This window comes from Neolewinella aurantiaca (assembly GCF_008014675.1).
In the GTDB taxonomy this organism is placed as follows: domain Bacteria; phylum Bacteroidota; class Bacteroidia; order Chitinophagales; family Saprospiraceae; genus Neolewinella; species Neolewinella aurantiaca.
Window position 1 is genome coordinate 184,372 of the sequence record NZ_VOXD01000002.1, and the last position, 26,226, is coordinate 210,597.

Annotated in this window: 17 protein-coding genes; 8 read left to right on the top strand and 9 right to left on the bottom strand. The window is 55.2% G+C overall.

Features of this window, described 5'->3' with window-relative positions:
* Nucleotides 1-45: 45 nt before the first annotated feature.
* From FUA23_RS01935 to FUA23_RS01970, 8 genes are all read left to right on the top strand, one after another.
* On the top strand, nt 46-819 hold the full coding sequence (locus FUA23_RS01935) for a putative periplasmic lipoprotein (RefSeq protein WP_147929019.1): 774 nt from the start codon (nt 46-48) through the stop codon (nt 817-819).
* A 187-nt stretch (nt 820-1,006) separates the two neighbouring features.
* On the top strand, nt 1,007-1,708 hold the full coding sequence (locus FUA23_RS01940) for a phosphatase PAP2 family protein (protein ID WP_147929020.1): 702 nt from the start codon (nt 1,007-1,009) through the stop codon (nt 1,706-1,708).
* A gap of 276 nt (nt 1,709-1,984) precedes the next feature.
* The gene (locus FUA23_RS01945) at nt 1,985-2,554 is read left to right on the top strand and encodes an RNA polymerase sigma factor (RefSeq protein WP_147929021.1); all 570 of its coding nucleotides are present in this window, start codon (nt 1,985-1,987) and stop codon (nt 2,552-2,554) included.
* On the top strand, nt 2,551-3,336 hold the full coding sequence (locus tag FUA23_RS01950) for a tetratricopeptide repeat protein (protein ID WP_147929022.1): 786 nt from the start codon (nt 2,551-2,553) through the stop codon (nt 3,334-3,336). The genes FUA23_RS01945 and FUA23_RS01950 overlap by 4 nt, the downstream gene beginning before the upstream one ends.
* Before the next feature lie 168 nt (nt 3,337-3,504).
* Nucleotides 3,505-5,595, top strand: coding sequence for a S8 family serine peptidase (locus tag FUA23_RS01955; RefSeq protein WP_147929023.1), 2,091 nt, complete (start codon nt 3,505-3,507; stop codon nt 5,593-5,595).
* A gap of 21 nt (nt 5,596-5,616) precedes the next feature.
* Nucleotides 5,617-8,310 (top strand): CHAT domain-containing protein, encoded by a 2,694-nt coding sequence (locus FUA23_RS01960; protein ID WP_147929024.1) that lies wholly within the window; start codon nt 5,617-5,619, stop codon nt 8,308-8,310.
* Between the two features lie 82 nt (nt 8,311-8,392).
* Complete coding sequence (locus FUA23_RS01965) at nt 8,393-9,772, top strand: sodium-dependent transporter (protein WP_147929025.1); 1,380 nt, start codon at nt 8,393-8,395, stop codon at nt 9,770-9,772.
* An 87-nt stretch (nt 9,773-9,859) separates the two neighbouring features.
* Nucleotides 9,860-10,711 carry a DMT family transporter gene (locus FUA23_RS01970; RefSeq protein ID WP_246143990.1) on the top strand — a complete coding sequence of 284 codons (852 nt, stop codon included), beginning with the start codon at nt 9,860-9,862 and terminating at the stop codon, nt 10,709-10,711.
* Between the two features lie 6 nt (nt 10,712-10,717).
* Here FUA23_RS01970 and FUA23_RS01975 read toward each other — a convergent pair whose 3' ends face one another.
* The 9 genes from FUA23_RS01975 to FUA23_RS02015 all read right to left on the bottom strand — a co-directional run bounded on the left by FUA23_RS01975 (nt 10,718) and on the right by FUA23_RS02015 (nt 25,793).
* On the bottom strand, nt 10,718-11,356 hold the full coding sequence (locus FUA23_RS01975) for a hypothetical protein (RefSeq protein ID WP_147929026.1): 639 nt from the start codon (nt 11,354-11,356) through the stop codon (nt 10,718-10,720).
* A 258-nt stretch (nt 11,357-11,614) separates the two neighbouring features.
* Nucleotides 11,615-15,229 (bottom strand): LamG-like jellyroll fold domain-containing protein, encoded by a 3,615-nt coding sequence (locus FUA23_RS01980; RefSeq protein ID WP_147929027.1) that lies wholly within the window; start codon nt 15,227-15,229, stop codon nt 11,615-11,617.
* Between the two features lie 122 nt (nt 15,230-15,351).
* On the bottom strand, nt 15,352-16,611 hold the full coding sequence (locus FUA23_RS01985; RefSeq protein ID WP_147929028.1) for an alkaline phosphatase family protein: 1,260 nt from the start codon (nt 16,609-16,611) through the stop codon (nt 15,352-15,354).
* A 136-nt stretch (nt 16,612-16,747) separates the two neighbouring features.
* Nucleotides 16,748-19,738: a TonB-dependent receptor gene (locus tag FUA23_RS01990; RefSeq protein WP_147929029.1), complete on the bottom strand. Its 2,991-nt coding sequence runs from the start codon at nt 19,736-19,738 to the stop codon at nt 16,748-16,750.
* Nucleotides 19,739-20,145: 407 nt separating this feature from the next.
* Nucleotides 20,146-20,832 carry a phosphonatase-like hydrolase gene (locus tag FUA23_RS01995; RefSeq protein ID WP_147929030.1) on the bottom strand — a complete coding sequence of 229 codons (687 nt, stop codon included), beginning with the start codon at nt 20,830-20,832 and terminating at the stop codon, nt 20,146-20,148.
* Nucleotides 20,833-20,961: 129 nt separating this feature from the next.
* Nucleotides 20,962-22,161 carry a TIGR03364 family FAD-dependent oxidoreductase gene (locus tag FUA23_RS02000; RefSeq protein WP_147929031.1) on the bottom strand — a complete coding sequence of 400 codons (1,200 nt, stop codon included), beginning with the start codon at nt 22,159-22,161 and terminating at the stop codon, nt 20,962-20,964.
* 125 nt (nt 22,162-22,286) lie between these two features.
* Nucleotides 22,287-23,606, bottom strand: coding sequence for a DUF5690 family protein (locus FUA23_RS02005; protein ID WP_147929032.1), 1,320 nt, complete (start codon nt 23,604-23,606; stop codon nt 22,287-22,289).
* Nucleotides 23,599-24,183 carry a helix-turn-helix domain-containing protein gene (locus tag FUA23_RS02010; RefSeq protein ID WP_147929033.1) on the bottom strand — a complete coding sequence of 195 codons (585 nt, stop codon included), beginning with the start codon at nt 24,181-24,183 and terminating at the stop codon, nt 23,599-23,601. Before FUA23_RS02010 ends, FUA23_RS02005 begins: the two co-directional genes overlap by 8 nt.
* Nucleotides 24,184-24,431: 248 nt before the next feature.
* Nucleotides 24,432-25,793 carry a sensor histidine kinase gene (locus FUA23_RS02015; protein ID WP_187270850.1) on the bottom strand — a complete coding sequence of 454 codons (1,362 nt, stop codon included), beginning with the start codon at nt 25,791-25,793 and terminating at the stop codon, nt 24,432-24,434.
* Nucleotides 25,794-26,226: the final 433 nt, after the last annotated feature.

Here is a 26,226-nt window from a genome sequence, read left to right on the forward strand (position 1 = left end):
TTTCCTGAGCCTGCATAAAGGAGGAAATAAAACACCTTTATGCTTATGCGCACCTGCATTGTATTTCTTTCTCTCTCTTTCTTATTGTCTGCTTGCGGAAGCGAAGCTTCCGCCGACCTCTCCGTAACTGGTAACGCCAGTATCGACAAAGCTCTGGCCGAGGCCGAAACGCAACTCGGCACAACTTCTTCCGGAAGCTTCTGCCTCGGGCAGGAAGGCACTTCCGTTTGTGACTTTCTGGACAAAGGACTCATCGCCGGTTACCTCCCCGAAGGGGCCGAGGAGAAAGGCTATAAAGAAACGGACCGTTCAATGTTGTCTTCCTGCGGATACTCGATTGAGCACCCTACTAAAACAATAAGTCTTAAAGTTGCCAAATCGGTAATGAAGGTGCCCGCTACCTACCTGATATCACTCGCTGGCATCAGTTCGTACGATACGGCAGAGAAGGCCCGTAGTCGGTTCCTGAACACTTATAAGACTTTTACGCCGGAGGAGGCAGCCGACCTGCGTAAAAAGATGGAAGAAGGCATCGATGCTAAAGTAGCGAAAGGAGAAATCACTGCTGAGCAGGGAGAGATGTCAAAAGGTTTCGGCGGTATCGTCGGGAAAGCCAGATGGGAGCCAGTTTCGGGCGTAGGTGATCTGGCAGTTTGGGGCAATTCTTTGCCTGATAAAGAGCCGGAAACAAAGGGTTCGCTGGCGGTGCTGCGGGGAGATACCTACTTCACCATTGATGTTGACCTGCTGGAGAGCCGTGCGCACAGCAAAGAGGCCGCTCTGGAGATCGCCCGGGCGGTTCTGGCGAAGTGTGATTGAGTAGCTGGCCCGAGCCGGGTAAGACGGTGTTCAGCGAACACCGGCGAATGGAGTTGCCGGGCAGGAATTGTCCGGCAACTCCATTGCTCTTGAGGGGGAGACATTCGACGTAGCGGTGTGCCTGAAAACGATCAACGAGCGAACAAGGGTATCGGGCACGCTGTCATACCTGCCACCAGCAGATTATATGCGCTTACGTCTCAAGCCTTCTCGTGAACTCGGACTTATCGGCCTCGCATCGGCGCTGACCGGACTGGCGATTTGGCTCGACCGGAGGAAGTCTGACGAAGTATCCGTTTCCACTTTACGCAACCCTCATGCCGGAAGCCGCAACCTTTTGGACGCATTCGCCTGGGATGAGCAGAATGCTCCGGCGGCCAACCTGGCCGATGCCGGTCTGTACGGAGGTCCTGCCTTGCCTTTATTACTTGCTTTTCACCCGCGTCCGCGCCGGAATTTTGGAACATTGCTGCTTATCTGGCTGGAGACCGTTTACCTGAATTTTGCCGTTACGAGCGTAATCAAGAACCGTTTCAGCCGACCCCGACCTTATGTCCTGGCGGCATCGTTTCCTTTCGAGCAAGTGCTCAGTCGCAACGACCGTGCTGCGTTTCTGTCGGGGCATACCTCGATGGCCGCAGCGGGAGGAGTGTTGTTCGCCCTGCTGGTGAGTCATTATTCTCAGAACAGGCCAGCACAAATGGGCGCATTTTTCATTGCAGGATCGGTACCGGGCTTTACGGCTTTTCTGCGGGTAAAGTCTGCAAAGCACTGGCCCACCGATGCGGTAGCAGGTGTGCTGCTGGGGGCCGGAGTAGCCCTGTCGGTTTTTGAACTGCACAGGGTTGAGAACGGGGATACGGGAAAAACGGAAAGAGTCGCTATTTAGCGATAGCCTGAAAAATCCGATTCCGTACTGCGTAAAAAAGAAACCGGCGACTCCGATTACGGAGGCGCCGGCAAACACATAATAGGGAAACGTTCATGGGATCAAAAATGGCCTTTCGGCAAGTGGCGTTGGTTGTCTTTTGTGGAGGTACATCGCTTGCGGCGGCAAAGTCTTACCTTCGGACCAGAAAAAAGTAAAAAGTTTTTAGTGCTGCCCTCTGAGTTGAGTCATAAATGGCTCCTTACAGTACTACCGGCTAACCACTATTTATAAAGAATGGCCCGACACTCCGATCATAAATATCTTACAGCATTACGTGAAAACGACTCCCGCTTGCTGGAAGAGTTGTACCGCGAATGCGCGCCTGGCATCATCCGTTGGGTAACGGCAAATAATGGTACAGCGGCCGATGCTGCCGACCTGTTTCAGGAAGCCCTTATCAGCCTGCACCACAGCGCGCATAAACCCGGTTACGAACTGACCTGCCCCATCAATGCGCTCATCTTCACGATCTGCCGTAACCAGTGGATCAATCAGTTACGTCGTAAAAAAAAGGAATCGGAGGTAAGAATTGTCGAGGCGGAACGATATATACCTGAATCCGCTACGGAGTCGGCCTATGAGCGCTGGGAGGAGGAACAACTGGAGAAAGAGCAACTGAATACAAGCCTTGCCCAGCTGTCGGCCACCTGCCGCGATCTGCTCCGGTTATTAGGGCGGGGCGTATCGAGTGCTGAAGCAGCTAAAAAACTGGGCATGACGAACGCCAATACGGTGTACCGCCGCAAAAACGCTTGCCTCCAGAGATGGCGGGATTTGTTTGAAGGCATGAATGGATTGAAATGAAAGAACAGGATTATCTCGACATCGAGGCATATCAGCAGGGGGAACTGCCCTCCGATCAGGTTAAAGCTCTGGTGGCGCGCGTCACTACAGAACCAGACCTTGCTGCGGTTATGTCTGAGCGGCAATTGCTCAATGATCACCTCCGTGCCACGGCCAAAGAACCCGCACTACGGGAAACACTGAGCGTGTTGGGCGCAAAATATTTTGCGGATGGAACGGCCCCGAACGGGCAAAACACAACGGCAACGAATAACGAAGCTGTGGTGAAAACATTGAAACCCCAAAAGAAAAACTGGCTTGTTATCGCAGCGTCGGCAGCGGCAATTCTTCTACTGTTTGTTGTCGGCGGAAAGGTTTTCTTCGGGGAGCAGGACTCGACGTACGAGCAATTTGCTCAGCACCAGCCCCTCTCGCTCACCGAACGGGGAGACGGTGACAATGGCATCACTCAAGCAGAGGCCGCCTTCAATAATGGCCGCTACGAAGAAGCTATCCTGCCACTGACAGAATACGTGGAGCTGAACAAAGAAGATGCGCGCGCACGGCTCGCGCTCGGAATATCTTACCTTGAAACAGGGAACGATGCAGAAGCCATTCGGGTACTTACCGAAGTTGCCGAGACCGGTGGCTCGGTGGCTCCTTACGGTAATTGGTACCTGGCCCTGGCCGCAGTGCGCAACGACGATAAACCGGCTGCTCTGCGGTACCTCGACCGTATTCCTCCTGGAGATACTTTCCTGGAAGAACGGGTAACGGAGTTGCGACAGGTTGTTGCGGAGTAGGCGTCGCGGGTTTTCCTCAGTTTTTACCCGGTCTGACTGTAAACAGCTGGCTGGTAACGTTTTTTGTTTCATTTTTTGGCTTTCAAGGGTAAGAACTGCTTTATAACCTTTATATATGTCTACAGCACCTTAATTTGAGTTTTCCCGGCAATTCTGTAAACGTTCAACATGAAATCCTTAGTAACTACGCTAATCCTCACGGCCTGGATCATGAGCGCTACCCTCAGCGCCCAGTTCTATGCTGAACCGTTCGACGACAACCTCAATGGTTGGGAAGCCGGGGCCATCGGCTTTGAATTTGACCCCAATGGCGAGGCCGATAACCTGCTGATGTGGGGTCTCCGCACCCGTATTCAGTCCGAATCGCTCGGAGGAGCTATGATTTTTACCGGTCCGGGAGACTTTGCCCGGGTAACTTCACCAGCGATCCCGCTGCCGGTGCCGGAACTCACAGACTTGTACCTGAGCTTTTACCAGTACTTCGGTACACTGGGAGGAGGCATGCGCGTATTGGTACAGGGAACCGACGGTGCAACGGTAGATACTGTGCTTCAACAAGGACTTCCGATTGACGGGGAAACCTCAAGCGGCGAATATCATCTGATAGACATCAGCGATTTAACCCAATCGGGAGAAATTACGATCCAGTTCTCTATTACCGGAGGGGCCAGTTTCCTGATCATCGATGATGTACACCTGTACGACAGTAGACCAGCCCCCGTTACGTTCCCCCGCAATATTGGCGAAGCCCTGACCAGTTTTGGCCTTCCGTTCACCGTTGACTTACAGGGGGGCGCGGCGGTACCGTTTCAGCTGGTGGCAGATATTGCGCCCGGGTTCACGGAGCTGGAATACGAAGCCTTCCGGAATTTACTGGGCGCAACCGTTGTCCGTAAATGCGTCTGTGACCGGTTGGAGGTATGGGAAATGCCCGGAGGCCTGTTCTTTGATCCGGCAACCGGTGAGCCGCTCGGCGTCCCCTCGGTGATTCTCGGTAACACTTTGCCCTCCCAGGGAATGAGCAAAGTCGATGGCCTGGAACTGAACTACTACAACTACAATCAATTGAGCGCAGACCCGGCCTTGCCAAACGAACCCCTGACCGCCGAAGAGGTTGCTCTTTTCATCCCGGCTCCCACCGATGCCGTAAAAATAGCCATCCTCGATACAGGGATTGACCTGGACCACCCGGATCTGAACGGCTACATCTTCAGGGACCCGGACAGCATCGGTGACGAAGTCGACGACGACAGCGATTGCCTGACGGATAATCCTCTTGGATGGAACTATGTCGATGACAATAATAACCCTAACGACATCAACGGGCACGGAACCCACGTGAGTGGCATCGTGGCGAGGAACCTGAACCTTTGCGATGATTGCGTAGTGCAAATGATTCCGTACAAGACGCACAATAACTTTGGCGTAGGTACCCTTTTTGCAACCGCTTGTGCCACCTTGCAGGCGTCTGTTATGGATGGTGCAGACGTGATCAACGCCAGTTGGGGCTTTTACGGAGAAGAAGGGAGTGAAATCCTCAAAAACGCAATCGATACGGCCAGGAACTACGGAACCCTGTTCATCGCTGCTGCGGGGAACGATTCCCTCAACCTGGATTACGATCCCCAATACCCCGCACTGTACGACCTCCACAACGTCGTGGCTGTTGGCGCGCACGATACCATGCCCGGAGGAATGAGGCCCTACGCTGCTTTTGCTAACTTCAGTTCCGGCGAGGTAGACATAGCCGCTCTTGGGGTAAACGTGGAGAGTTCCATTCCCGGAGGAGGAACAGCCCTGAAATCCGGAACATCGATGGCAACACCAGCCGTTGCCGCTGCCGCGTGCCTCTTTGGCTGTGAAAACGGTTTTGACCCCGCCGCAGCACGGGCTTATATTTTAGATAATGCTTTTAAAGACACAGCATCGGCGGATGTCGTTTTTGAGGGCAGGGCGTTGGACCAATCTGCTTTTTGCAACAAGTCGCCCGAAGAGGGCGCTGATAATCCGGCTGTTGATTTCAATATTTGCTTCCGCCCGGAGGGTGAGATCATTGACATTATATCCTTTCAGGGGCGTGGCAACACCGTCATTGAAGTCTTTAACGTCGAAGGTGGCCTGGTGGCCCGGCAGGAGGTCGGAGAACTTGCCGCCGGAGAGAATCTCGTACTGTCTGTGGAAGGAGCTGCTGCCGGAATGTACCTGGTTGTGATCACTACCGGGAACCGGGTTTTTACCCAGCGTTTGGTAAAACGGTAGGGTAGGGGCCATTTTTACACCATGAGGCAAAGCTGGTGGTTGTTTATATGGTCGATATTATTGTGGCCCGTAGGAGTTGTAGTTGGTCAGGATTGTCCGTCTGTAGTTGCAGCGCGTGATTCTATTATCGCTGCCGCCGACGGCGGCAGTGCCGTTATCAGTTCAATCCGCGAAAACTGCCAGGGAGCTCCTGATTCACTGAGTCGGTTGTACCACGCACTCAGCCTGGCGGCTTATTATGATCCTTCTGATTTGCCCGCGGCTATAGAGTGGGCCGAAAAGGCACTGGAGGTTCAGCGCAAACTGTACGCTGAAGCCCCCGAAGAACCCCTCGGGAAGAGCCTTGCCAATCTTGGCTTTTTCTACCGGAAATCAGGCGCTTACACCAGTGCGTTACCTTACCTCAGCGAAGCTGAGGTGGTGTTTACGAAGCTCGGGAACTGGCGCCGCAGACATAACAACCGGGAAAACATGGTTTACCTGTGGCACGCAACCGGAGACCTGGGACGGGCCGGAGAACTGCTGCCCCGGATGCTGGCCGAAGCGCGCCAACAGGAGCCTGGCTACAACCGCACCATTGCGGTGGCGGAAACGCTGCGCCTGCTTGGCGTTCAGGCCGACGAAAGTGAAAACCACGCCGCGGCGCTCCCTTACCTTCTGGAGGCTTCTCCACTCTTCGCCGAAACCAATGACGTGATGAGCCAGATCGGTACCGATATGGACATCGCCCGGACCCTTTACCTGACCAAAGACTACAACGGAGCCCGGCAGAAAGCACAGGAAGTACTTGCGTTTATTGCCCCGTATGATATGCCGTACGAAAAAGCCGTATTGTACAATCTCCTGAGCCTGATCTATACCGATCAGGGGAAATTTGCACGGGCGGCAGAAATGCTTGAGCCCGGCCTCGAACAGGCTTTGCTGATGGGCAATCCCAGGGTAGTGGCGTTGCTCTACAACAGCTCGTCGGAACTGGCAATGGCCAGAAAGGACTTCCCCGCGGCCCAAAGGGCCAACATCAGAGCTATCGGAGAGCTTACGACTGGCTGGACTTACAGTGAGGAATCACCGCTGCCTTCGCCGCCTCAGCTGGCGGCCAGCGAGTTCAAAGTGGACCTGTTCAAATACATTTCTCATCATGCAAAAGTACTGGCTGAAGGGGGCGAGGACGCAGGTGCAAGGGAAGCTGTCGAAGCAGGGGACGTAACGGCGGATTACCTGCGATCCGATTTTTCGGGAGAGGTGAGTAAGCTCTTCTGGCGTAAGGAAGCCATGCCGTTGTACGAGCTCGGCATCAGCCTCGCTGCCGCTGCGGGAGATGAGGAAACCTTGCTTTACCATCTCGAAAAAAGCCGCTCTGTACTTCTGCTGGAGGCCTTGCTCGAGGCCGATCTGCTCGGGCAAATGGATCCCGATCTGGGCACTGAGCTGAGTGCTTTGGAGGCGGGGTCTCGTGCCGGAGGTGAGTTGTCGGTGGCGGGCAAAGACTCTCTGATCGCCCTGCGGGGGCGCATCGCTGATCAGTACCCCGCCACGCGGGAGCTCATCGCCCGCCCCGAAATGGTAAGCCTTTCCGAGGCGAGGGAAAACCTCGCCGCCGGCGGCTGGGACCGGCAGATTCACTTCTTCACCGGGGCGGAACGAACTTATGCCTTCAGTATCACCGACGAGGAAGTGAAGACCGAAGACCTTGGCCCTTCAACGGATATTGCACCTGCGGTCCGCGCCCTGATGAGCTTCTTCACCGGCCCGGAGGCCATCGATAAAGATCCGGAGGGCTTTCTTGCCGCGAGCTATAAAGTTTACCGCCTGCTCCTCGAACCGCTTGAGATTGGGGCAGGCGAAAAACTACTCGTTCTCCCCGACGGATTGCTGGCTTACCTGCCTTTTAACGCCCTGGTTACCGCGGCGGGAGCTGCGGAACTCGGGAGTGCGCCTTACCTGATCCGGCGCAACCAGGTGAGTTACGCCCAATCGGCTACGGTTCTGGACCGGCAAATGACCGTTGGGGAAGATGGAGCACACGAAAACCTGGCTTTTGCCCCTTTCGTTACCGCTCTGCCCAACAATACCGCGCCGGCCCTCACTTTCAGTAAAATAGAATTAGAAGGCTTGCAGCGATGGTACGCTGCAAACCTGCTTGAAGGCCCCGGGGCTAATCGGTCCGCATTTCTGGAAATGTCCGGAGGGCCCTCCTTGCTCCACCTTTCCACCCACGCATACGCTACCGCCGAAGCCAACGAACCACCCCGTATTCTCACGGCGGATGCACCCGTTTACCCCGCAGATGTGTACGGCCTGCACCTGAATGCCGATCTGGTGACGCTCTCGGCTTGCCATTCCAACATCGGTCCGCTGGCCGTAGGGGAAGGCGTGCTCGGGCTGGGCCGGGCTTTCACCGCCGCGGGAGCCCGCGGTGTGGTTGCCAGCCTGTGGAGCCTGAACGACCGTGCTACTGCAGACATCGTGACTGATTTTTACCGCCAACTCGGTAACGGAGCGACGAAACCACAGGCGCTCCACCAGGCTCAGCTGGATTATCTGGAACGAAAGGATTTGCCCGGCTACCTGAAATCTCCCTATTACTGGGCGGGGCTCACGTACTATGGCGACGGAGCCGGATTACCGTCAGGGGGCTGGCCCTGGTGGGCCTGGCTATTGGCCGGGTGCGGAATTGTCCTGGCCGTAGTGGCGATGATCCGTTGGCGGCGCTAAAGAAGTATTTTGCCCGGAGAATCCTGTTTGGTTTGCTGCTCAAATAAGTGCCTCCGTGGCTAATTCGATTAACTTTGCGGCAATGAAATTCACGAAGACAGGCCATATTCTGGCTTCCGCTGGTGCAGCCATCGGGGTAGCCAACCTTGTAATCTTTCCTTACCGGGTCCACTTTTTCGGTGGCGGTGCCTACTTGTTGGCGTTTGTCGGTTTCACTTTACTGATGGGGATTCCGCTGATGGTGCTCGAGAACGCGCTCGGGAAGCGCAGTGGCACCGACGCAGTTGATGCTTTTCGCGGAGAGGGCGATGGCAAAGGCTGGGCGTGGATAGGCAGGTTGGGCATTGTGACCGCAGTAATGGTGGCCAGTTTTTACCTTGTCCTGGCCGGTTGGACGCTGGACTACGTCTGGCACTATTTGACCGATTACGAAACCATCGCGGCAAACCACGCCGGGCCAACGTTTGGCGCTGCCATCAGCACTACCGGCAGGGCGTTATTGTTTACCGGTCTGTTTACGGCGCTGGTGGCAGTAATTTGTTCGGGCCCGCTGCGTAGCGGAGTGGAGCGGCTGAGCAAACTCGCGATGCCACTGCTTGGCCTGTTGATCATTTTTCTGGTGATCTCGTTGCCGATTTTACAGCCTGAAGCCGTTGACTACAGCAACCTGTTTCGTTTAGACTGGGATGCTCTGTTCATCCCCACGGAGACGGGGGAATTAGGGATATTGCATGCTCTGGGGCAGGCGTTCTTTAGTTTGGGGCTCGGGGCTGCTTCGATGCTGACCTTTGCCACGCACCTTGACCGCAATACCAACGTGCTGAGCAATGCTCCGATGATTGTTCACCTGGATACGGTAGTGGCGATGCTGGGAGCTATACTGGTGGTTCCGTTACTGGCTAACGTAGAAGGGGATATTTACAACGGACCACCACTGGTGTTTATCAACCTTGTCGAGATATTTAAAACCTACGGAGCTGTAGGCCAGTGGATCGGGCTGCTCTTTTTTGTACTTCTGGGGGTTGCAATTCTCACCTCGGCGGTCTCTTTGGTGGAGCCCGCTCTGCGGGCCTTGCAGGCCCAGCGTGGCTGGAGCCGCAGGACTGCGGGCTTATCGCTCGGTCTGCTCGTATTTGCGCTGTCGGTGCCGGTGGTATTGTCCTGTTCTCCCTCCGGCCCCGGCTGGTTGACAGATTTTGCCGGTATGGGAGGCGCTGACCCCAGTATGGGGTACTTCAATTTTCTACTGGAATGGTTCGGGAGTATCTCGTTGCTTATCGGAGGGCTATTACTGTGCCTTTACCTATTGTTCCGCTGGACGCTTGATGGGTTCTTTGAAGAGCTGAGTCTTGGTGGTCACGAGGTCTCTCCAAGGTGGAGGTGGCAACTCTCAATTGCATATAAGTATATAATTCCGGTGGGTATAGGCATCTTATTGGTGGCTAAGCTGTTGGTGCTGTAGTTGTGAGTTAGCTGAATTTTCATTCTCCATTACCTGTCGGTTCTAAATTCCCTTTTCATTTCCAACAATACCCGCAATCTTCTCGAAATGAACCTGGCGATGATCTTCATGGGATCGTCCGGGGCTGTAGGTCGCTACATTCCCCTTGAGCCAGGTCCTACAATTTGGTGGCGTTGCCTGTTGGCAATGGTCTTGCTGTTTGTGTACTGCAAAGTACGCGGGTTTCAGCTGAAGATCCCCGGTTGGAAGAAGCAGCAAGCGGTGATTGTTTCGGGTGTTTTATTTGCCAGTCACCTGGTTACCTACTTCTATGCACTGAAACTCTCGAGCGTAGCCATTGGGATGCTTGCGGTGTTTACCTACCCGGCTATGACGACCTTGCTGGAGCCCATATTACTCAAACAAAAAATACAGCCCCACCATATTGGTCTGGCGGGCCTCGTACTGGTGGGCGTCTTCTTTCTCGTTCCGGGCGATGTAGACCTGTCCGACGATACTTTCTTAGGCCTGATGTTTGGTCTTGTATCGGCACTGATTTACTCGCTGCGTAATATTATGATGAAAAAGCAGGTGGAGAGTATCCACGGTTCAGTCCTGATGTTCTGGCAAATGCTCGTGGGCGTTGTTGTTGTCGCTCCGGCATTATTCTTCTCTCCCGGTCTGCCGCCGGTGACCGCAATCCCGTTTCTTGTTAGTCTTGGCCTGATAACCACTGCGATAGGGCATACGCTGTTTTTGGGAAGCTTCAAGCATTTTTCCATCAGCACGGCTAGTCTTCTCAGTTGCATCCAGCCGGTTTACGGTATTCTGTTGGGTATGCTGATCTTTGGTGAATACCCCGCCTGGACGAGCGTTATCGGAGGGGCTCTCATCCTCTCCGCAGTAGTCGTCGAAGCCCGGCAAACTATGGTGAATTCGAAGGTTACAACTAAGGGCTGATCGCGATCAATCCGGCATTTGCAGCATTTCCCGGCCAGGGCAGGCTTCTTCGCGCGTAAGTGGTTGGTTGTCCGAATCCCAGCAATCTCCGTAGATAGAACAGTAGCAAAAGTCAACAGCTAAAGTATCCGTTATTTGTTGCCCCGTATTCAGGAGTGTCATATTGATCTTACTCAGAGCTTTCTCTACGGGGGAAAGACTGTCCGTAGTTTCCGGGTAGAAAACCATTATTTTATACAGTGGGATGGCCTCTCCGGCTGCAAGCACAGAATGTTCCACGGTATGAGACTGTACGGCGTGCAGCACCATGCCTGGATATTGGGCGCTCAGATTGGGCAGCAATTCAGCAAGAGAACCGTTGGCTGCGCCAACGGAGAACTCCGTTCCGCTGATGAGCGCCGGCCCAACGCCTTTATTGGCGAGTGTCGTTTCTATTTCTAAGCCTTTCTCTGTATTCTTCATGGTCACCAGGCTGGCTACATACGGCCAGACTGCTGCCGCTTTCTCTTCCTTCATCATTTGTTGCTGATCACGAAGGATTCCCGCTTCGGTGATGGAAATGATGGTACCAACCAGGCTGATCAGAATGGCAACCAATGCCATCCAGAAGGAGGTAGTTTTTACGGCAGGTTTTTTGGCGGGCATTGCGGGCTGTTTTTCGGATACTGCCGTTAAGAAAAGATATTTGCGCGAGATTTTCTCCATAAGTCCGGATAAAGAACTGTCCCATAGCTAAATGTCAACTTCGTAAAACGAAAAAGCACCATCCCGGTAACGAAACCGAGACAGCACTTTTTCAAAATCAACACTTTTTTACCGGGCCCGATCACCTCAGGTGATCGTCGCTGGAGCAGAAAGCACCCCCAATGAAGTGGCGTAACCGGGGCAATTAGGCTCTTTTTGCTAGAAAATCGTCACCCGCTGTGTCATCCGGCCAGTTTTGGTGGCAACGCTGATCAGGTACAACCCTGCCGGGAATTCGCTCACGTCGAACTGTTCAGAGACTGAACCCTGCAGGTTCAGTGGTCGCGAACTGATCAGTTGTCCGGTCATAGTCCGGACTTCGAGTTGTCCCGTACCGAGAACTTTGGTGGTCAGGATGGCAACCTTCACATGGTCCGATGCGGGGTTTGGCGAAACGATGAACCGCTCGAGCCCGGCGATGCTGTTGGTGCTCACGGGGGACTCCGTCCGGAACGAGTATGGACCGATCCAGAGGCTCTGCAGACCAAAATCATCCTCGCAGTTGGACCGTACGTAATACTGGAAGTCGGTACTAGAGGGAAGGAAGGAAAGGTTGAACGTGTCAATGTCAGAGTTGACAACAATCCCGGTTCCCAGGCTGAAGTTGCTGAAGCCCCACTGGAGATCAAATTGATTAACGGTCTCGGGAGCATCGAAGGCGATGCTTGCGGTGGTGGGGCCTACTTCGAAGGTGGTGATGTTGGTAGGGGGGCCGCAGGGATCGAGGGTTGCAAACCTGAATGGGCCGGCCCAGGCACTCTTCACATCTCCGTCGCAGGAGGAACGGACGTAGTAGTCGTAGCTGTTGCTTGCCTCCAGGTTTTCTATTTCGAGCATAGTTTGAGTAACGTCGCTGATGGTGGTACCGGTCCCGATCAGGTATCCCGCTGGTCCGTACTCCAGGATATAGCTGTTTGCATCAGCTTCCCAGCTTACGGTCGCGGAGGAAAAGCCTGCAGCAATCAAAGCGAGGTTGGAAGGTGCAGGGCAGGGCGAAGCGGTAAAGTCGGCCAGGACGATTTCCCGGCGGCTGCCTGCACCTGTCAGCAGGAGTGAATTGTTGCCCGGGTTGCGTACGGCACCCGATGAGAACCAGGTAGGTACTTCGTTGCTGCCACGGTTGTACAGGTTAAGCGTAGCTTCGGCGGTTACGGCAGCAGGGTCGCCTGCGTAGTCGTAGGTCAGATCATGAGAGTAGTTTCCTCCTCTGCCGGCCAGAAATGTACCGTAGTAAACACCGTTGTCACCCAGATCGTAGATGCCGTCAGTACTGTCTGGCTTTGTGTCGACACGGTAAAGGTGCAGCCCGGAGAGCAAGTCGCCCGAAATGTTGTCCAGATTCACAGACCCAAAACCTTCTGCGCCAAGCATAAGGTTTACACCGTCCCAGTTTTCCGGGTAAATGGTTACGCTTTCGTCGCCCAGGGCTGCGCCGGAGATTATCCGCGATTCTGCGGCGGTAGTGTTTTGGAAAATTCCGTGCAATCCGTTGGGGCCGGCGTCGAGTACTTCGTCTCCTTCCGTACGGTCGAGCGGCCAGTAGGCGTAGAGGTCGTCTTCGTCTCCCTCGAGGCGTTGACACATCAATTCCCGGATCTCCTCAACGGATTTCGCGACTTCCCAGATACGTACTTCGTCGAAAGAACCATCCAGAACAATTTGCTCGTTGTCGTCTTTGTAAGCTCCAAGTGCGAGCCATGAGTCTGCGTAATCAATGGCTCCTGACTGAGAGGTGGAGGTGCCTTCAAGGATTCCGTTTACGTAGATTCTCTGTTCGGTACCGTCGTATACGCCCGCGAGGTGAACCCATTCGTTTTCGGCGAAGGTGCTCGTGCTGGACAAATAAGTAAGGCTACTGCCGTTGATTGATTTAAGGGCGAAGCGCAGCTGTCCTCCGTCGCCGGTTTCGAGGTCAAAACCACGTTCAAAGTTTCCGTTATCCTGCAGGAATCCTACCACACTGTGCCAAATAGTATAAGAAGCGGGTTTTACCCAGCACTCCACAGTAATCGCTTCGGTCGGAAGACCGATGCTTTCGGCGCTTACCTTTTGTCCGTCGTTCCCTGAACAGTCGACCCAGTCGTCAATACCGTCCATTTTCAGGGCGTTGCCGGGCCCAACCGAGTTGGTGGGTACTTCGGGTTCGCAGCCCGCCGGAGGCGGGCCGGCGGTCCAGTCGCCGTTGTAAGTTCCGTTGTTCGTTCCGGCAGCATCCAATACGGTGGTTCCGCTGCCTTCATCTGCTTTCCAGTAGTGGAGCAGGTGATCGTATGCAGGGTGGTCGGTGTCTGCGCCACAGGCGTAGTCGGCAAGGGTGGCCGAGTCCAGCACGGTGGTCCAGTAACGTACTTCAGCTACCTGGCCGGTGAAGTGGTAATTGCCCGTGCCGTCTGCACCGATGATCAGGTCGAGGTCAGACTCAAGGCTGCCGTCCAGTACCACATCGGTTTCGTCCACGACCACGCCGTCCTGATACAGCTTTTTAGTTCCGTCAGCGTCGTAAGCGATGGCGATGTGGTGCCATTTCTGATCGTTTACTGCGTTGGTGTTCATGTCGATGCGGCCATTTCCCGTTCCTGCGTTGAAACGCAGGCTGGTCGAATTGCTGTTGCCCGCCAAAATGAAGCCCGGGTTGCTGCCACTGTTCCAGTCTTTATTGGAGATAATGCCCGGGTCGGCCGACCATCCCGCACTCTTCATGTACAACTCGATGGTGAAGTCGGGCTGGTTATCCAGGTCGAGATCGTTGGCGAGGGTGACCTGATCGTCGCCGTCCATGTTCAGCGAGTTGAAAGAACTGTCGTTCAGTTCGGTAATGACTACGGTCTGGGTTATTGTGTCACTGCCGCAGGGGCCGTTGACGATGAGTTGAACGGTGTACTCGCCCAGTTCGTCGTAGGTGTAAACAGGTTCGCTCAGGGTAGAGGTCTCGCCCGTTCCGAAATCCCAGAGGTAGCTGCTCCCAACTGATGTGTTGAGGAAAGTAACGGAGGCTCTGTCGATCTCAGGGATGAAGGATGCGGTAGCTTCAACAAAACTGTTGCTGGTCGTCCAGGCAGCGGTGTTCAGCCAGGTTGCGTCTTCGTTCCCAACTGCATCAACAGCGGTGTTACCCGTTCCTTCGCCCATCTTCCAGTAGTGGATCAGGTTGTCGTACAGCGCATCACCAGCCGCAATGCCGGAACACACATCGTACTGATCCGGAGAGACAACGGTGTTGTAAATCCGCACTTCTGCTATTTCGGAAGATGGACCCGTGGAAGAATAGCCGGCGGAATAATCTCCGGTCCCGTCCATGCCGATGTTGAATGCATGGTCGTTGTTCAGGTCCCCTACACTACTGATGTCGATGCTTTCCACTTCGATGCCGTCCAGGTAGAGAGTCATCAGGCCGTCGCGGTCGAACGATGCCAAAACGTGGTGCCACAAACCATCGGTGATGTTTCCGGCATCGAGGTCGGCGCGGTTGGTACCGTCCCCGACGTTTACGTCGATGTTGCCTGCCCCCGGAGAGAGTGCGATGTTGAAACCGGGGTTCGCACCGGCACTCCAGTCTTTGTTGGAAATAATAGCAGGGTCGCCGTCCCAGCCATCCGTACGTATCCAAAAGCCGATGGAGAAATCCTGGTCGGTCCCGAAGCCTGGTTGCCAGTTCGTCGTCAGGAAATCTGTTCTGCTGGTCGAACATAGTTGAGCGGCTCCGAAGTCCTGCGCAAACAGGTGCCCGACGGTAACAAAGTACAGCAGTATGAGTAAACACTTGATTGTTCTCATGATTATTGTTGAATTAGGGGTGTTGATTGCCAGGGCTCCTCAGATGAACGGGAGCCTGGCAACCACCGGACCAGATGAGTCATCGGGTCCTGGATATACTGGATGAAGAAGAGATTTGTGTGCTAACGAAGGATGATCACCCGGTGGCGGAAGGCACGTCCGGAGGTTTCACGTACACCAACGAAGTACATCCCCGCCGGTACGTCGGAAAGATCGAAGCTGAGTTGCCCTTCGGTACGGGCACTTACTTGTTTGCTGGCAACCGGGCGACCAAGCTGATCAATGATCGTAACACTGGAGGCAAGGTTGAGCGCAGGGTAGTTTACGGTTACGTTGCGCGAGGTGCTCGGGTTGGGGAATACCTCGAGGCCAGGAAGCTCTTCTACCCGGTTGGCTACCGAAGTGATGGTGCTGATACTGTCGGGGAGCCAGCTTTTGCCGTCGAGGTCCCAGCGTTCCTGAATGGCAACTCCGGTCATGTCGGCCAGCATCCAGTCCAGTACTGTTGTTGTGATGTCGGTCAGAACGGGAACCTGTGCGAGTTGGTCGGGGTCCACGGCGTTATCGGGCATCTGGTAAGAACCGGGATCTCCTTCGTCGGGCAGGGTGACGTTGGGGATGTTGTCTCCGCTGGCGTACCACCAAATGGCCCGTTCGTTGTTGGAGTTGCCGCCGTGGCCAAAGCCCTGGCCTCCGTGGTCGGTGGTGGAAACGATCATCCAGTCTTCCTGGTCGTAGGTTGGGCGGGCCCGCAGGGCGGCGAGGACTTCGCCGATCTCCTGGTCGACTCCTTCAATAGCGGTCATGTATCCCGGTACGTCGGGGCTGAAGCCTAAACCGTGGCCGGCAGAGTCGGTCTCGTCGTAGTGGATGAAGAGGAAGTCCAGTTCGGGGTCCAGCAGCTGGAGTTTGGCGGTCTGGGTCACGAGTCCCTGGCCGAGGTCTCCGGCATCGATTGTCTGGCTCCAGTTGGAGTTGTAAACATTGCCGCCGGCGTTGAGGTCCGCTTCTCCCATCGGGTTCCAGGTAATGATTTGTACGCACTTAAGGGTGGGATCTGCTTCTCGGAGGCGATTGCTCAGGTAGGGCCAGTCGGCAAAGTTTGCGCCGGAGTAGCTGTTGTTGGTCACGAGGTGCTTGGCTTCCCAAACGCCGGTCAGCATCGAACTCCACGATGGCCCCGAGCTGGTGATGCCGAGGTGCCAGGAGTTGTAGGTAGAAATGCCGTTGGCGAACAGCCCGTCCATATTTGGCGTGTTTGCCTGCTGCAATGCGTCCGAACGAACGCCATCGATGCCGATGAAAAGCGCTTTGCGCTGCTTTTGCGCGGAGAGTTGGAGCATGAATGCCATCAGGCAAAAGAGGAGTAATAATCTTTTCATGATAATCTTGAATTTACGAGTAAAGCGATTGATTTTTCAGGGGCGCGAACGCCGGTGCAGCGCTGGGGTAGACGGCAGGGGTGAATCCGGTTTTACGCGGCTCTTTATCCCTTCACACTGCACCTGCGGTCCCGCATTATTTGTCGGAGCCAGCCAGTTGATACGTTATGCTGAGTTGGGCCCGTTGGCCGTAATATTCGGTTTGTACCGGCCGCTCCCGCCTTCCCCGGTACACCACGTAGGGCGTGTTGAGCAGGTTATTGGCCTCCGCCACCACGCTTAGGCGGGGCGTAAACCGGTAACCTACGGAGGCGTCCATATTGAGGGCTTTGCCTACGAAAATGTCGTAGTCCGAATTTTGCTGAATGATGGTGGGCTCACCGGTAACCGGGTCCTGAATAGCGAAGAGGTTGAGTTCTTCCAGATAGTCGTCCCGGTAACTGATGCCTACGTTAGCGTGTAGTTTTTGGCCGTCGTAGCTGAGGCGGGCGTTGAGCAGGTTGGGCGACTGTCGCGGCAGTGCCTGCAATTCGTCCCGAGCGTCTATCTCCATCCGCGAGCGGGTATGGGTGTAGTTGAAGGCTACTTCCACATCGCGCAGCGCCGCGGAAATGAAACCGAGTTTCTGCGTGGCGGTTAGCTCAAAGCCCGCCAAATGGGCGATCGGGGCGTTTTGGTAACGCTTGGCCGCCAGACCGCCGGGCACGATGAACTGGTTGGCTTCCGAGGATATGTCCAGCATCTGCGTCTCGAAGCTGGCGAATATGTGATCGGTCACCCGCTTGTAGTACACCGAGGCCATTACCATTCCCTGCAGGCCGAAGAAGCGCTGAACGGAAAGGTCTCCGTTCCAGGAGAAGGTCGGTTTGAGGTCGGGGTTACCGTACAGGATATGAAAGTGGGTGTAATGAATTTCTGGTTCCCCCGGCTTCAATTCGTTGAAATTCGGCCGGCGGAAGGAGCGCGATAAGGAGAGGCGGAGTAAGGATTTTTCGGCCAGTTCGTACCGGATGTTTGCCATCGGCAGCACGGCGCCGTAGTCCCGCTTCAGCCGGGTTTCCTCGATGATGCGTTCGTTGTTGACGATGTCTTCTTTCACCGTGTCTGCCCGGATGTCGACCATCGTCTCTTCCCAGCGGATTCCACCGGTGATGGTCAGCCGGTCGTTTATCTCCCATTTGCCCATAGCGTAAGCGGCCATAACGTCCTCTTCGTAGCGGAACGAGGAGCCGACGAACTGCTTGTAAAACGGGGTTCTCGTACCGAATGGCAGGTATTCCAGGCGGTCACCCAGGCCGGTAACGAAGTTGTCGGTCTGTGCTTCGGTCAGAAACGGAAAAAGCATCCCCTGGTACGGAGCTCCTATCTCACTCAGGAAGTCGGATCCGTTGCTTACGGCTTCGCCGTTGTAATCTTCGCTCACGATGACCTCGCGGTCGCGGGGGTTACGCACCCAGGCATCTAGGCCCAATGTCCGTTCGCCGGTTTTTGCCCGGTATTTCGTTCCCAACTTGAAGGATTGGCGGCTATTGGGTTTGAAGTTCAGGTCGAGTTGGGCCACCACCGGGTCTTGCTCTACGTGCTGATTGAGCTCAGAGTAGGCTTTACTGAACACGAACATGGTGTCGGAGGGCTTCACGGCTACGATGTTGTCGTACGATGGGATCAACTGATCGTAATGGTCTCCGTAGCCTTCTACCGGGCTGTCGATGTCGAGCAACTTCAGGCGGGTGAAGGCATTGGCAGGGTCGGTAGGGTTGCCATCCCGATCAAGTTGCAGGTAGTCGTTGAAGCGAACCACCTTTTCGAATTCCACAACGTGGTAGCCGTTTCTGGCGTCGTTTTCTCCGAAGGGTGCATCGCCGTAGCTGAACCTGTTTCCGTAGGTGGCGACTTTCCAGTTGAGTTGCAACCGCTCTTTGCCGTGGCGACCGCCAATCTCACCTCCGTACAACCGGTTGTTCAGGATGTTGTGAATGTTCTGCAGCCGGATAGACTGACCTACGCCCGCCACCCAGTTGAACTGCGTCTTGCGGTTGAATTCATCGTCGTTGGTTACCCCGATAAATCCGGACGTATGGAGTACGTGGTCGTCGGTTATCCGGTAGTCTGCGTACAGGTTGGCGCCGTAGCTCGTTTTCAGCCCGTCGTACTTGCGCAATTCGAGGCGCTCGATGGAGTGATTGTCGTTTGAGCCGTAGAAGATTTCGTAGTTGTCGGTCGACCAGTTGCGGCTGAAAACGGATCCTCCCGCCAGTACACCCAGTTTGCCCCCCAGTAAGCGGGTACCGTAGCTGGCCGATCCGTTCCAGATTGGCTTTCCTGCTTTCAGGTTATAGCCGCTTCCTGCCCGCAGGTCGAGGCTGAAGCCTTCTTCGGGGGCAACGCGGGTAATCAGATTGGCTGTGCCACCAATGGCGTCCCCCTCCAGATCCGGAGTGAGGCTGATGCTGTTCTCGATGTAGGAGATCAGGCTGGTGGGCAGAACATCGAAGTTCAGCGCCCGGCCAACCATCTCTTCGTTGGCAATCGGCATTCGGTCTCCGTTTACGAGGGTGCTGCTCCAGTCTACCGGAGTTCCGCGGAAGGAGACGTATTTCCCCTCTCCCTGATCAGATTCCAGCACAACGCCGGCCATACGGCCGATGGCTTCACCTGCGTTCTGATCGGGTAGCCGCTGAATGCTTTCTTTACTGATCACGTTCGCGATCCGGTCGGATTGCAACATCTGTAGGCGGGATCCGGCTTCTCCGGATCGGTCCAGGGTAGCGTTTACGGTTACGGCGTCCAGCGCGTTGGCCGAGATGCCGAGCTGAATAACGCCTAACGAACGATGTTCTCCGCTTTCCAACTCCACCTCCAGGGTGTCGGGTTGGTACCCGATGTAGCTCATCACCAGGCGATGAGTTCCTGCCGGCAGGTTTTTCAGGATGAAGTTTCCGTCGTAGTCGGTGACGGAACCTGAGCTGGTGTCCTCCAGTAGCACCGATGCGCCAATGAGAACTTCTCCCTCGGCAGTCAGGGTGCCGGAAACCGTCGCTGTTTGGGCGAAAATAAAACCGGCGGAGAAGAGCCAGAGTAGGGTGGCCAGGCGAAAACGATTACGGTGAAAATCGTTGAGATGCATAAATGGACAGTTGATGGCTTGTGCTTTAAATGATGGGCCGGGAGGGCAAGCGTTTTCCTCGCTTTTTCTCTCGGAAACAAAGGTCGATTTGTGAGGTTAGGCCAGGGTTAAGGCGGCTTCAAATGATCATGTTGTTTTGCTCTGGTTGTTTCCTCATCGGAAACAAAAGGCGCGGCATGAGCCGGTGGCGTCTGATTGTCAGTAAAGGATGAATTGGCTCTCGGCTAATAACTCGGTCAGGGTTTCCATTGAGGCAACCCGGGCGGCCATTGTTAACCACGCTGAGTCTGCGCCTGCGCTCCGGTGGTTACAATCCGGTAAGCGGAACAACGGGACCTCGGAAATTCAGCCGCATTTCCGGCCAGATTCCGGCCCTGTACTTGCCACCGGCCGGAATATTCGGTGTTTTACGCATCAGCCTCCAGCAAGGCTCCCAGTTCGTCTACTACCATATCCGGATCTGCCCGCCAAAGTTGCTCCGCGGTTTGTGCGCCGGTGGTCACGCCTGCGGTGAAGCCGCAGCCGGCATGCTTACCTTCCAGAATGTCGATGGCAGAATCGCCTACTTTTCCCACGTGAGCAGGAACGCTGATGCCGGTTTTTTCCATTGCCAGTAAAATCATGTCTGGGTGAGGGCGGCCACGATCGACGTCTGAAGCCGTAACGAGTACGTCGTATTCTTTGCCTGCAGACCAGCCCATTTTGGCGAGTAACATTTCGGCTGTCGGCCGGTCATAACCTGTATTCAGGGCTATGCGGACGCCGTCGGAACGGAGCTTTGCCAAGAAGTCTTCCGAGCCGGGGTAGGGGGTTACGGGAGAAGAAGCATAGGCTTCTTCCAGAAGAGAGCGGAAATCAGCGTGAATGCGTTCTGCGGTTCCTTCGGAATCCGGAGTGTCCGGGAAGAAAGTCTTCAGAACGTCGCGGGTGGCTTGCAGTTTTTCCTTACCCGCCCCGTGTTCGAGCACATCCTCGAGCGTAAGGTCGGTGAAGCCAGCACGGATGAATGCCTTGCACAGGGTTTTGTACACCAGGTTGTTTTCGTTTACGGTGGTGCCGGCCATGTCGAAGACAAAGAGTTCGATAGAATTCATGAATAATTTTTAGGTAATGCTGTTTGGCAATGAATAGGTTGGTACGTGCGGGGAGGAGGAAGGAGTAAGTCCTCCCTGCGCTATTTCCCCTCTGAATTGCTGCCCCGTTGGCGGGGTCAGGATAAAACGCTAAGCGTTTTGTGCCTGAAATTGGTTGGTCTCCGCTTGGGCGAAAAGTGCGGCGATATGCGCTTCGGCGTAGCCGGGCCCGGCAGTCATTCCTTTGCCGCCGATTCCAGTAACAATATGGATGCGTTCGGCAATCGTTTCGTGGAAGATATCTTGGGTTGCGCATTGAGAGTAGTACCCGGACCATGCGCGCCGGATGGTGTAATCGGGGAGGTCGAAAATTTTCCCGGCTTCTTTGATCATGTAGTCGTTTACGTTGGTGTAAAGGTCGAAGCTCAGCTCGTCGACACTGGCCGCAGGAGCGTATTCGTGGCTGTCGCCGATGATGTAAGAGCCGTCCGGGCACTGTTTGAAGAGGATGTGGATGCTCCATTTCTTCCAGAATGCTTGGGGATCTTCCGCTGCTTTTACGGCAGACCAGGACGGGCATTCCGTGAAGGCTTCGTACCTCCGGATGCTCAGCCCGGTCAGGATATTCCCTGGTACTTCAGGGCCGTTATCGGGGAGGGTTTGCATCATCTGTAACTTCACCAGCACGAGGTCGCTGGCGGCAAACCGCTCGGGGAATAAGGTTTTGAATTCACCGCCTGAGCAGACGATAACCTGATCGGCGGTATAGACTTCACCTTTTGCGTCCGTTGCCTGCACCTGCGCTCCGTCGCCCGTATCTACTACCCGCAAATCCCGGATCAGGGTTTGGGGATGGTATTCGAGGCCCTGTTGTTCGGTGAGGTAGCCGAGCACGAGGTGGATCATTTCCCGGGCTTCTACGGTCACTTCTTCGGGGAAGTAAAGTCCGCCAACACAGTAATCGGCCCGCAGGCCGGGGTATTTTGCCAGGCATTTTTCCTTGTTCAGAAGTTCGCTGTGGTAACCGTTGGCGCGGTTGATCTCCCAGAGCTCTTCCAATAACTGCCACTCTTCGGCGTTGGACGCAATATAGACCGAGCCGTTTTGGCGCAGGGTGATGTCCGTTTTCTGCTGCAGGGCTTTGTAGATTTCTAAACTGCGGCGGCCGTAGGCCTGCCATTTCGGGACCATCCCGGAAGGGACAACCTGCCCGAAGTTACGTACACTCGCATCGCGGGGCGCGGCGTTGCGCTCGCACAAACGAACGCTCAGCCCTTGCTCGAGTGCAGCTTTGGCGTGAAAGGTTCCCAGCGTACCGGCACCGATGATTAGTAAGTCTGTATGTTTCATCCTTAATTGTTTTTTGATGGAGATGACGCCCTCTGTTACCACACCGACTTCCGGGCGCGGACGCTGGTGCAAAGAATGGATCAGAAAGGCCGCGCCAGGAGACGGGTAAGCATGACGTTTCGGACTCAAGTGCCTGGTATCGGTTCTGCGGTGGTGAAATCATGATCGGTCGTCCCCAGTTTTCGCTCAAACGACCACCAGCTGAAGAGGGCAAAGACCAAACCTGCCAAGCCCGCTACGTAAGCAAGGCCGACAAAAAAGCCCAGCCAGCTGACCGCTAAGCCTCCCGTGTTTTTTACCAGTAGCACGCCCACACTTCCCGCATAGCCACTTGCGTCGGCAACGTAAATCAGGAAGCCGGCGGTGGCAACTTCGCGGAAGGCACCGATGAGCCGGTCGAAGTAAATTGCATTGAGGGGAACGTAGCCCAGGTACAGGCCCAGGCCCACCAGCACCATCCAGTATGCGCCGTCGAGTCGGCCAGCAGAAAAGGCCAGTGTCGACAGAAGGATCAACAGGGTTGATCCCACAATGAGGCCGTGGTAATAGCGCAGGGCAACGCGGTTACTGCTGATGAAATAACCTGCTACGAGGGTTCCCAGGGTGAGGATCGCTATTGGCAGTTCTGCCAGGGTGAAGACCGCCGGTGCATCGCCGTATCCCAGGGCCGCCCAGAGCTCGGCGGCGAAGTTGTCGCGGACATCCCGGAAAGCAGTAATAAGTACGTAATAGAGCACAATCCCAACCAGGCCCGGTCCGAGGCGACGAAGCAGGTTCCGCCGGTCAGCTCCGCTCATGGGGGCGCGCTTGCTGCGCGCCAGTTCGTCGTTGCGGGTAGGCGGTGGCAAGCGGTAGAGCCAGTAGATGAACCCCATCAGGGGCAGAAAGAACAGTGCTCCGGTAATAGCTGGCATCCAGAACATACCCGCCAGTGGCGGTCCGGTCCAGATGTCCTGCATGATCCAGGCACCAACGCTTTTCACCGCGCCGCTGCTGACGATAAAGCTGACGCAAAGCATCGCCGATAGGATTTCGGTTGTCCGTCTGCCTTCAAGGTAACTGAACACAATGCCCCAGATCATTCCAAGCGGCAGTCCGTTGAGGAACAGCATCGGCAGGGCCAACCAGTGGTTGCCCACCAACCCGAAGCCGACCAGGGCCAGTTCTGCGAATACGATCAGACTAAGAAACAGCAACGCCCGCTGTCCGGATCGCAGTTCCGCAATCACCTTGATTCCGATAAATTTGGACAGGGCGTAGCCGATCACTTGTGCAATCACCAACGCGACCTTGAAGTCGATTCCCCCGATGTCGTCGGCACCGGCAAAAGTGGCGGCCGTGAAGGGCTTGCGGAAGGCGTACATGCAGAAGTAAGCCCCGAAGGCCGCGAAGCCCGCTCCGAAGGTGAGGCCCCAGCGGGGTGTGGTTCGCTCGGGCTTATTCATCTTTCAGGAGGGTGTCGTGGATGTAAACCACCAGCATCCGTGCGGGGGCATCGCCCCGGTTGTGAGGCACGTGGGGAATGCGCCCGTCGTAAAAGAGGCTGTCTCCGGGCGCCAGTTTCAGCGTGTCTTCCCCGATTTCGTAATCGAGGTAACCACTGAGCATATACTTGTATTCGTAGGCAGCGGTGGTAACTTTTTCCCTGCTCGACCCGGGCTCGATTTCCAGAATGACGGCCCGCAGGGCGAAGTCTTTGGCATCGCCTTCGAGCAACTGAAGATAGTCGAATCCCCGGCTTGCCAGCTCGCGCTCCAGCGGGCGGGCATCTTCATGCGTGCGGTGGGTGTAGGGTGGTGGGGCTTCAAACCGAACACCCCGGAAGAAGCTTTCGGCGTCTTCGTCCAGAGCCCGCAGAATCGCAAACAAAACGGGGAGGGTAGGAATGATGCGTCCGGTTTCCACCTTGGAGATGGTACCCTTGGTGAGGCCGGCAGCCTCAGCAACGCTTTGTTGAGAGAGGCGCTGCGCACGGCGCAAATCGCGGAGCCGGGGCCCTATGTCTAGTAAGTTTGCTTCCATTTGTAGCCACAATGATAGTGGCAACTATCCCCCGGAACCAAGCAGAAAACCTCCGGGAAGGAAGGCTTCACGAGAACTTAAACCGGGGGTAACAAACCGAAACAAAAGTTTCCTTCCTGGAAACATGTCCGAACGGATAAAACGACTACGCAGGGCCACCCGACGGCAGAAACAGGGGGCGGGTTGACTCGAACCCATTCAGGGTTCTCAACTTCAAGGCTGCAAAAACAAAGTCTTCCTCCCTCTTTTTAAAAGGCTGAGGTAGCGCCAACCTTAACCGGCAGCCGCAGGGTGAACGTAGCACCTTTACCTGGGATGCCGTCGGCTTCAATCACACCGTTGAGGTTACGGACGATGCGGTGAACGGAAGCGAGGCCCACACCGGTACCCGGGATGTCGTTGTCTACGTACAGGCGGCTGAAGAGTTTGAACAGCTTATCGGCGTAAGCAGGATCGAAACCGATCCCGTTGTCGGAGAAGGAAATAATGTGCTGGGCTTCCTGCAGGTAATAGCGGATGTTGACCACCGCGCGCGGCTCGTTGCTGGAGTATTTAACGGCGTTGGAGAGCAGATTCTGGAGTACCTGCTCGATGAGGTCCGCGTCGGTCTCGATGATTGGGAACTTGTCGTGCTCAATGATCAGTTCCGGAGCCTGATGCTCGGTCTGGCGCGTTTTGCTGATCAGTTCGGTCAGCATCTCTTCGATGTTAACCGGAGCGATCCTCGGAACGTAATTCTGGTTTTTACTCAGTTTGAGGAGGCCATCGATCATTTTGCCGAGTTTCTCGGCGGATTGTTCAACGTAACCGAGGTAAAGATTCCGCTCTTCAGTGGGGCCGTCTTCCTCGCGGATGGCTTCGGCAAAACTGGCAATGTGGCGTACGGGAGCACGCAGATCGTGCGCTACGCTGTACATGAACGCCTTTAGTTCTTCGTTGACGGCCCGGCGTTGTGCTTCCAGTAGTTTGACGTCGTGGATGTCCAGAATCAGGCCGATAATCTGCTCGGGGCCAGCTTCGGGCTGGTAGCGTTTTGCGCTGGCGCGGAACCAGCGGTAGTCGCCCTGTTGATTGAGGTAACGGAACTCGAGGTGGGTACCCGGACCGGTAATGAATATGTTTTCGGGAATGGGCTTTCGGCTGGGGAGAGAAAGTACGCTTTGGGCGTCCGTCGTGGAAGCCTGAGCCTCCGGGGTGGGCTGGGTTTCGTTTTCGGGGAAGTCCGTTGTTTGGGCGCTGACGCTGGTGCCGGGTTCGTTCTCCTGAGCAACCGTGTCTCTTACCGGCTTACGCATGGCTGCAAACTCGAGAGCCCGATCAAGATCATCCGGATGGATTTGTTCGAGGAACTGGCGGTAGGAGTGTGGCATCCCAATGTCTCCGTAGCCAAGGATTTCAGCGAGCTGCTCAGAAATCCACATGTAATCACCAGCGATATTCTGCCGTACAAAGATGCCGCCTTCGGCAGCCTCCGTGATCTCTGACACGATGAAATTGAAACGGCGTACTTCCGCCAAATGTAGGTTTGCTTCGGCCTGAGCGACGCTTAATTGACGGGTTAGACTCCGTATTAAATCGTCTTTCTCATTACCGGTGAGAGAAGTCGTCATTATGGGTGTTGATAAAATCCGAAAACAATGGTTACGCCCTGGCATCAAATAACAGGAACTTAGCGCAAAGCTCCGGGTTTCAGGAATGGGCCTGGCTTTTGCCCGTGATCAACGACCGGCTCGGGGGGGGAGACAATCCTTAACGTATGGGTGAGGTCGGCTGAATAAGACCTGAAGGTTTAGTTTTCAATGACTAGGATAAACCACAAAGAGAGAATACACGAATGTAGTAATTCTTAAATCGTTTTATTGTGAAAGTGGACGGGCGTTTAGGATACGGAGGAGGTTTAAGGGAGAGTGGTACGTCGATGTGCCGTTGGGCGGCCAAACGGCTAACTGGTGATTGCCGCAGCGGGCAGTGAAAGGCCGCCCTGCAGCAGGCTGTACGACTTCAGAGCAGGCAGCGCTGCATCCAAATCATTTACTCAGGTGT

Bases quoted from the DNA above. Each gene is read 5' to 3' on its own strand.
- FUA23_RS01990 (WP_147929029.1), bottom strand. From the start codon at position 19,738: ATGCATCTCAACGATTTTCACCGTAATCGTTTTCGCCTGGCCACCCTA.
- FUA23_RS01965 (WP_147929025.1), top strand. From the start codon at position 8,393: ATGAAATTCACGAAGACAGGCCATATTCTGGCTTCCGCTGGTGCAGCC.
- FUA23_RS01985 (WP_147929028.1), bottom strand. From the start codon at position 16,611: ATGAAAAGATTATTACTCCTCTTTTGCCTGATGGCATTCATGCTCCAA.
- FUA23_RS01935 (WP_147929019.1), top strand. From the start codon at position 46: ATGCGCACCTGCATTGTATTTCTTTCTCTCTCTTTCTTATTGTCTGCT.
- FUA23_RS01940 (WP_147929020.1), top strand. From the start codon at position 1,007: ATGCGCTTACGTCTCAAGCCTTCTCGTGAACTCGGACTTATCGGCCTC.
- FUA23_RS01995 (WP_147929030.1), bottom strand. From the start codon at position 20,832: ATGAATTCTATCGAACTCTTTGTCTTCGACATGGCCGGCACCACCGTA.
- FUA23_RS01945 (WP_147929021.1), top strand. From the start codon at position 1,985: ATGGCCCGACACTCCGATCATAAATATCTTACAGCATTACGTGAAAAC.
- FUA23_RS01980 (WP_147929027.1), bottom strand. From the start codon at position 15,229: ATGAGAACAATCAAGTGTTTACTCATACTGCTGTACTTTGTTACCGTC.
- FUA23_RS02015 (WP_187270850.1), bottom strand. From the start codon at position 25,793: ATGACGACTTCTCTCACCGGTAATGAGAAAGACGATTTAATACGGAGT.
- FUA23_RS02010 (WP_147929033.1), bottom strand. From the start codon at position 24,183: ATGGAAGCAAACTTACTAGACATAGGGCCCCGGCTCCGCGATTTGCGC.
- FUA23_RS02005 (WP_147929032.1), bottom strand. From the start codon at position 23,606: ATGAATAAGCCCGAGCGAACCACACCCCGCTGGGGCCTCACCTTCGGA.
- FUA23_RS01955 (WP_147929023.1), top strand. From the start codon at position 3,505: ATGAAATCCTTAGTAACTACGCTAATCCTCACGGCCTGGATCATGAGC.
- FUA23_RS01960 (WP_147929024.1), top strand. From the start codon at position 5,617: ATGAGGCAAAGCTGGTGGTTGTTTATATGGTCGATATTATTGTGGCCC.
- FUA23_RS01950 (WP_147929022.1), top strand. From the start codon at position 2,551: ATGAAAGAACAGGATTATCTCGACATCGAGGCATATCAGCAGGGGGAA.
- FUA23_RS01970 (WP_246143990.1), top strand. From the start codon at position 9,860: ATGAACCTGGCGATGATCTTCATGGGATCGTCCGGGGCTGTAGGTCGC.
- FUA23_RS02000 (WP_147929031.1), bottom strand. From the start codon at position 22,161: ATGAAACATACAGACTTACTAATCATCGGTGCCGGTACGCTGGGAACC.
- FUA23_RS01975 (WP_147929026.1), bottom strand. From the start codon at position 11,356: ATGCCCGCCAAAAAACCTGCCGTAAAAACTACCTCCTTCTGGATGGCA.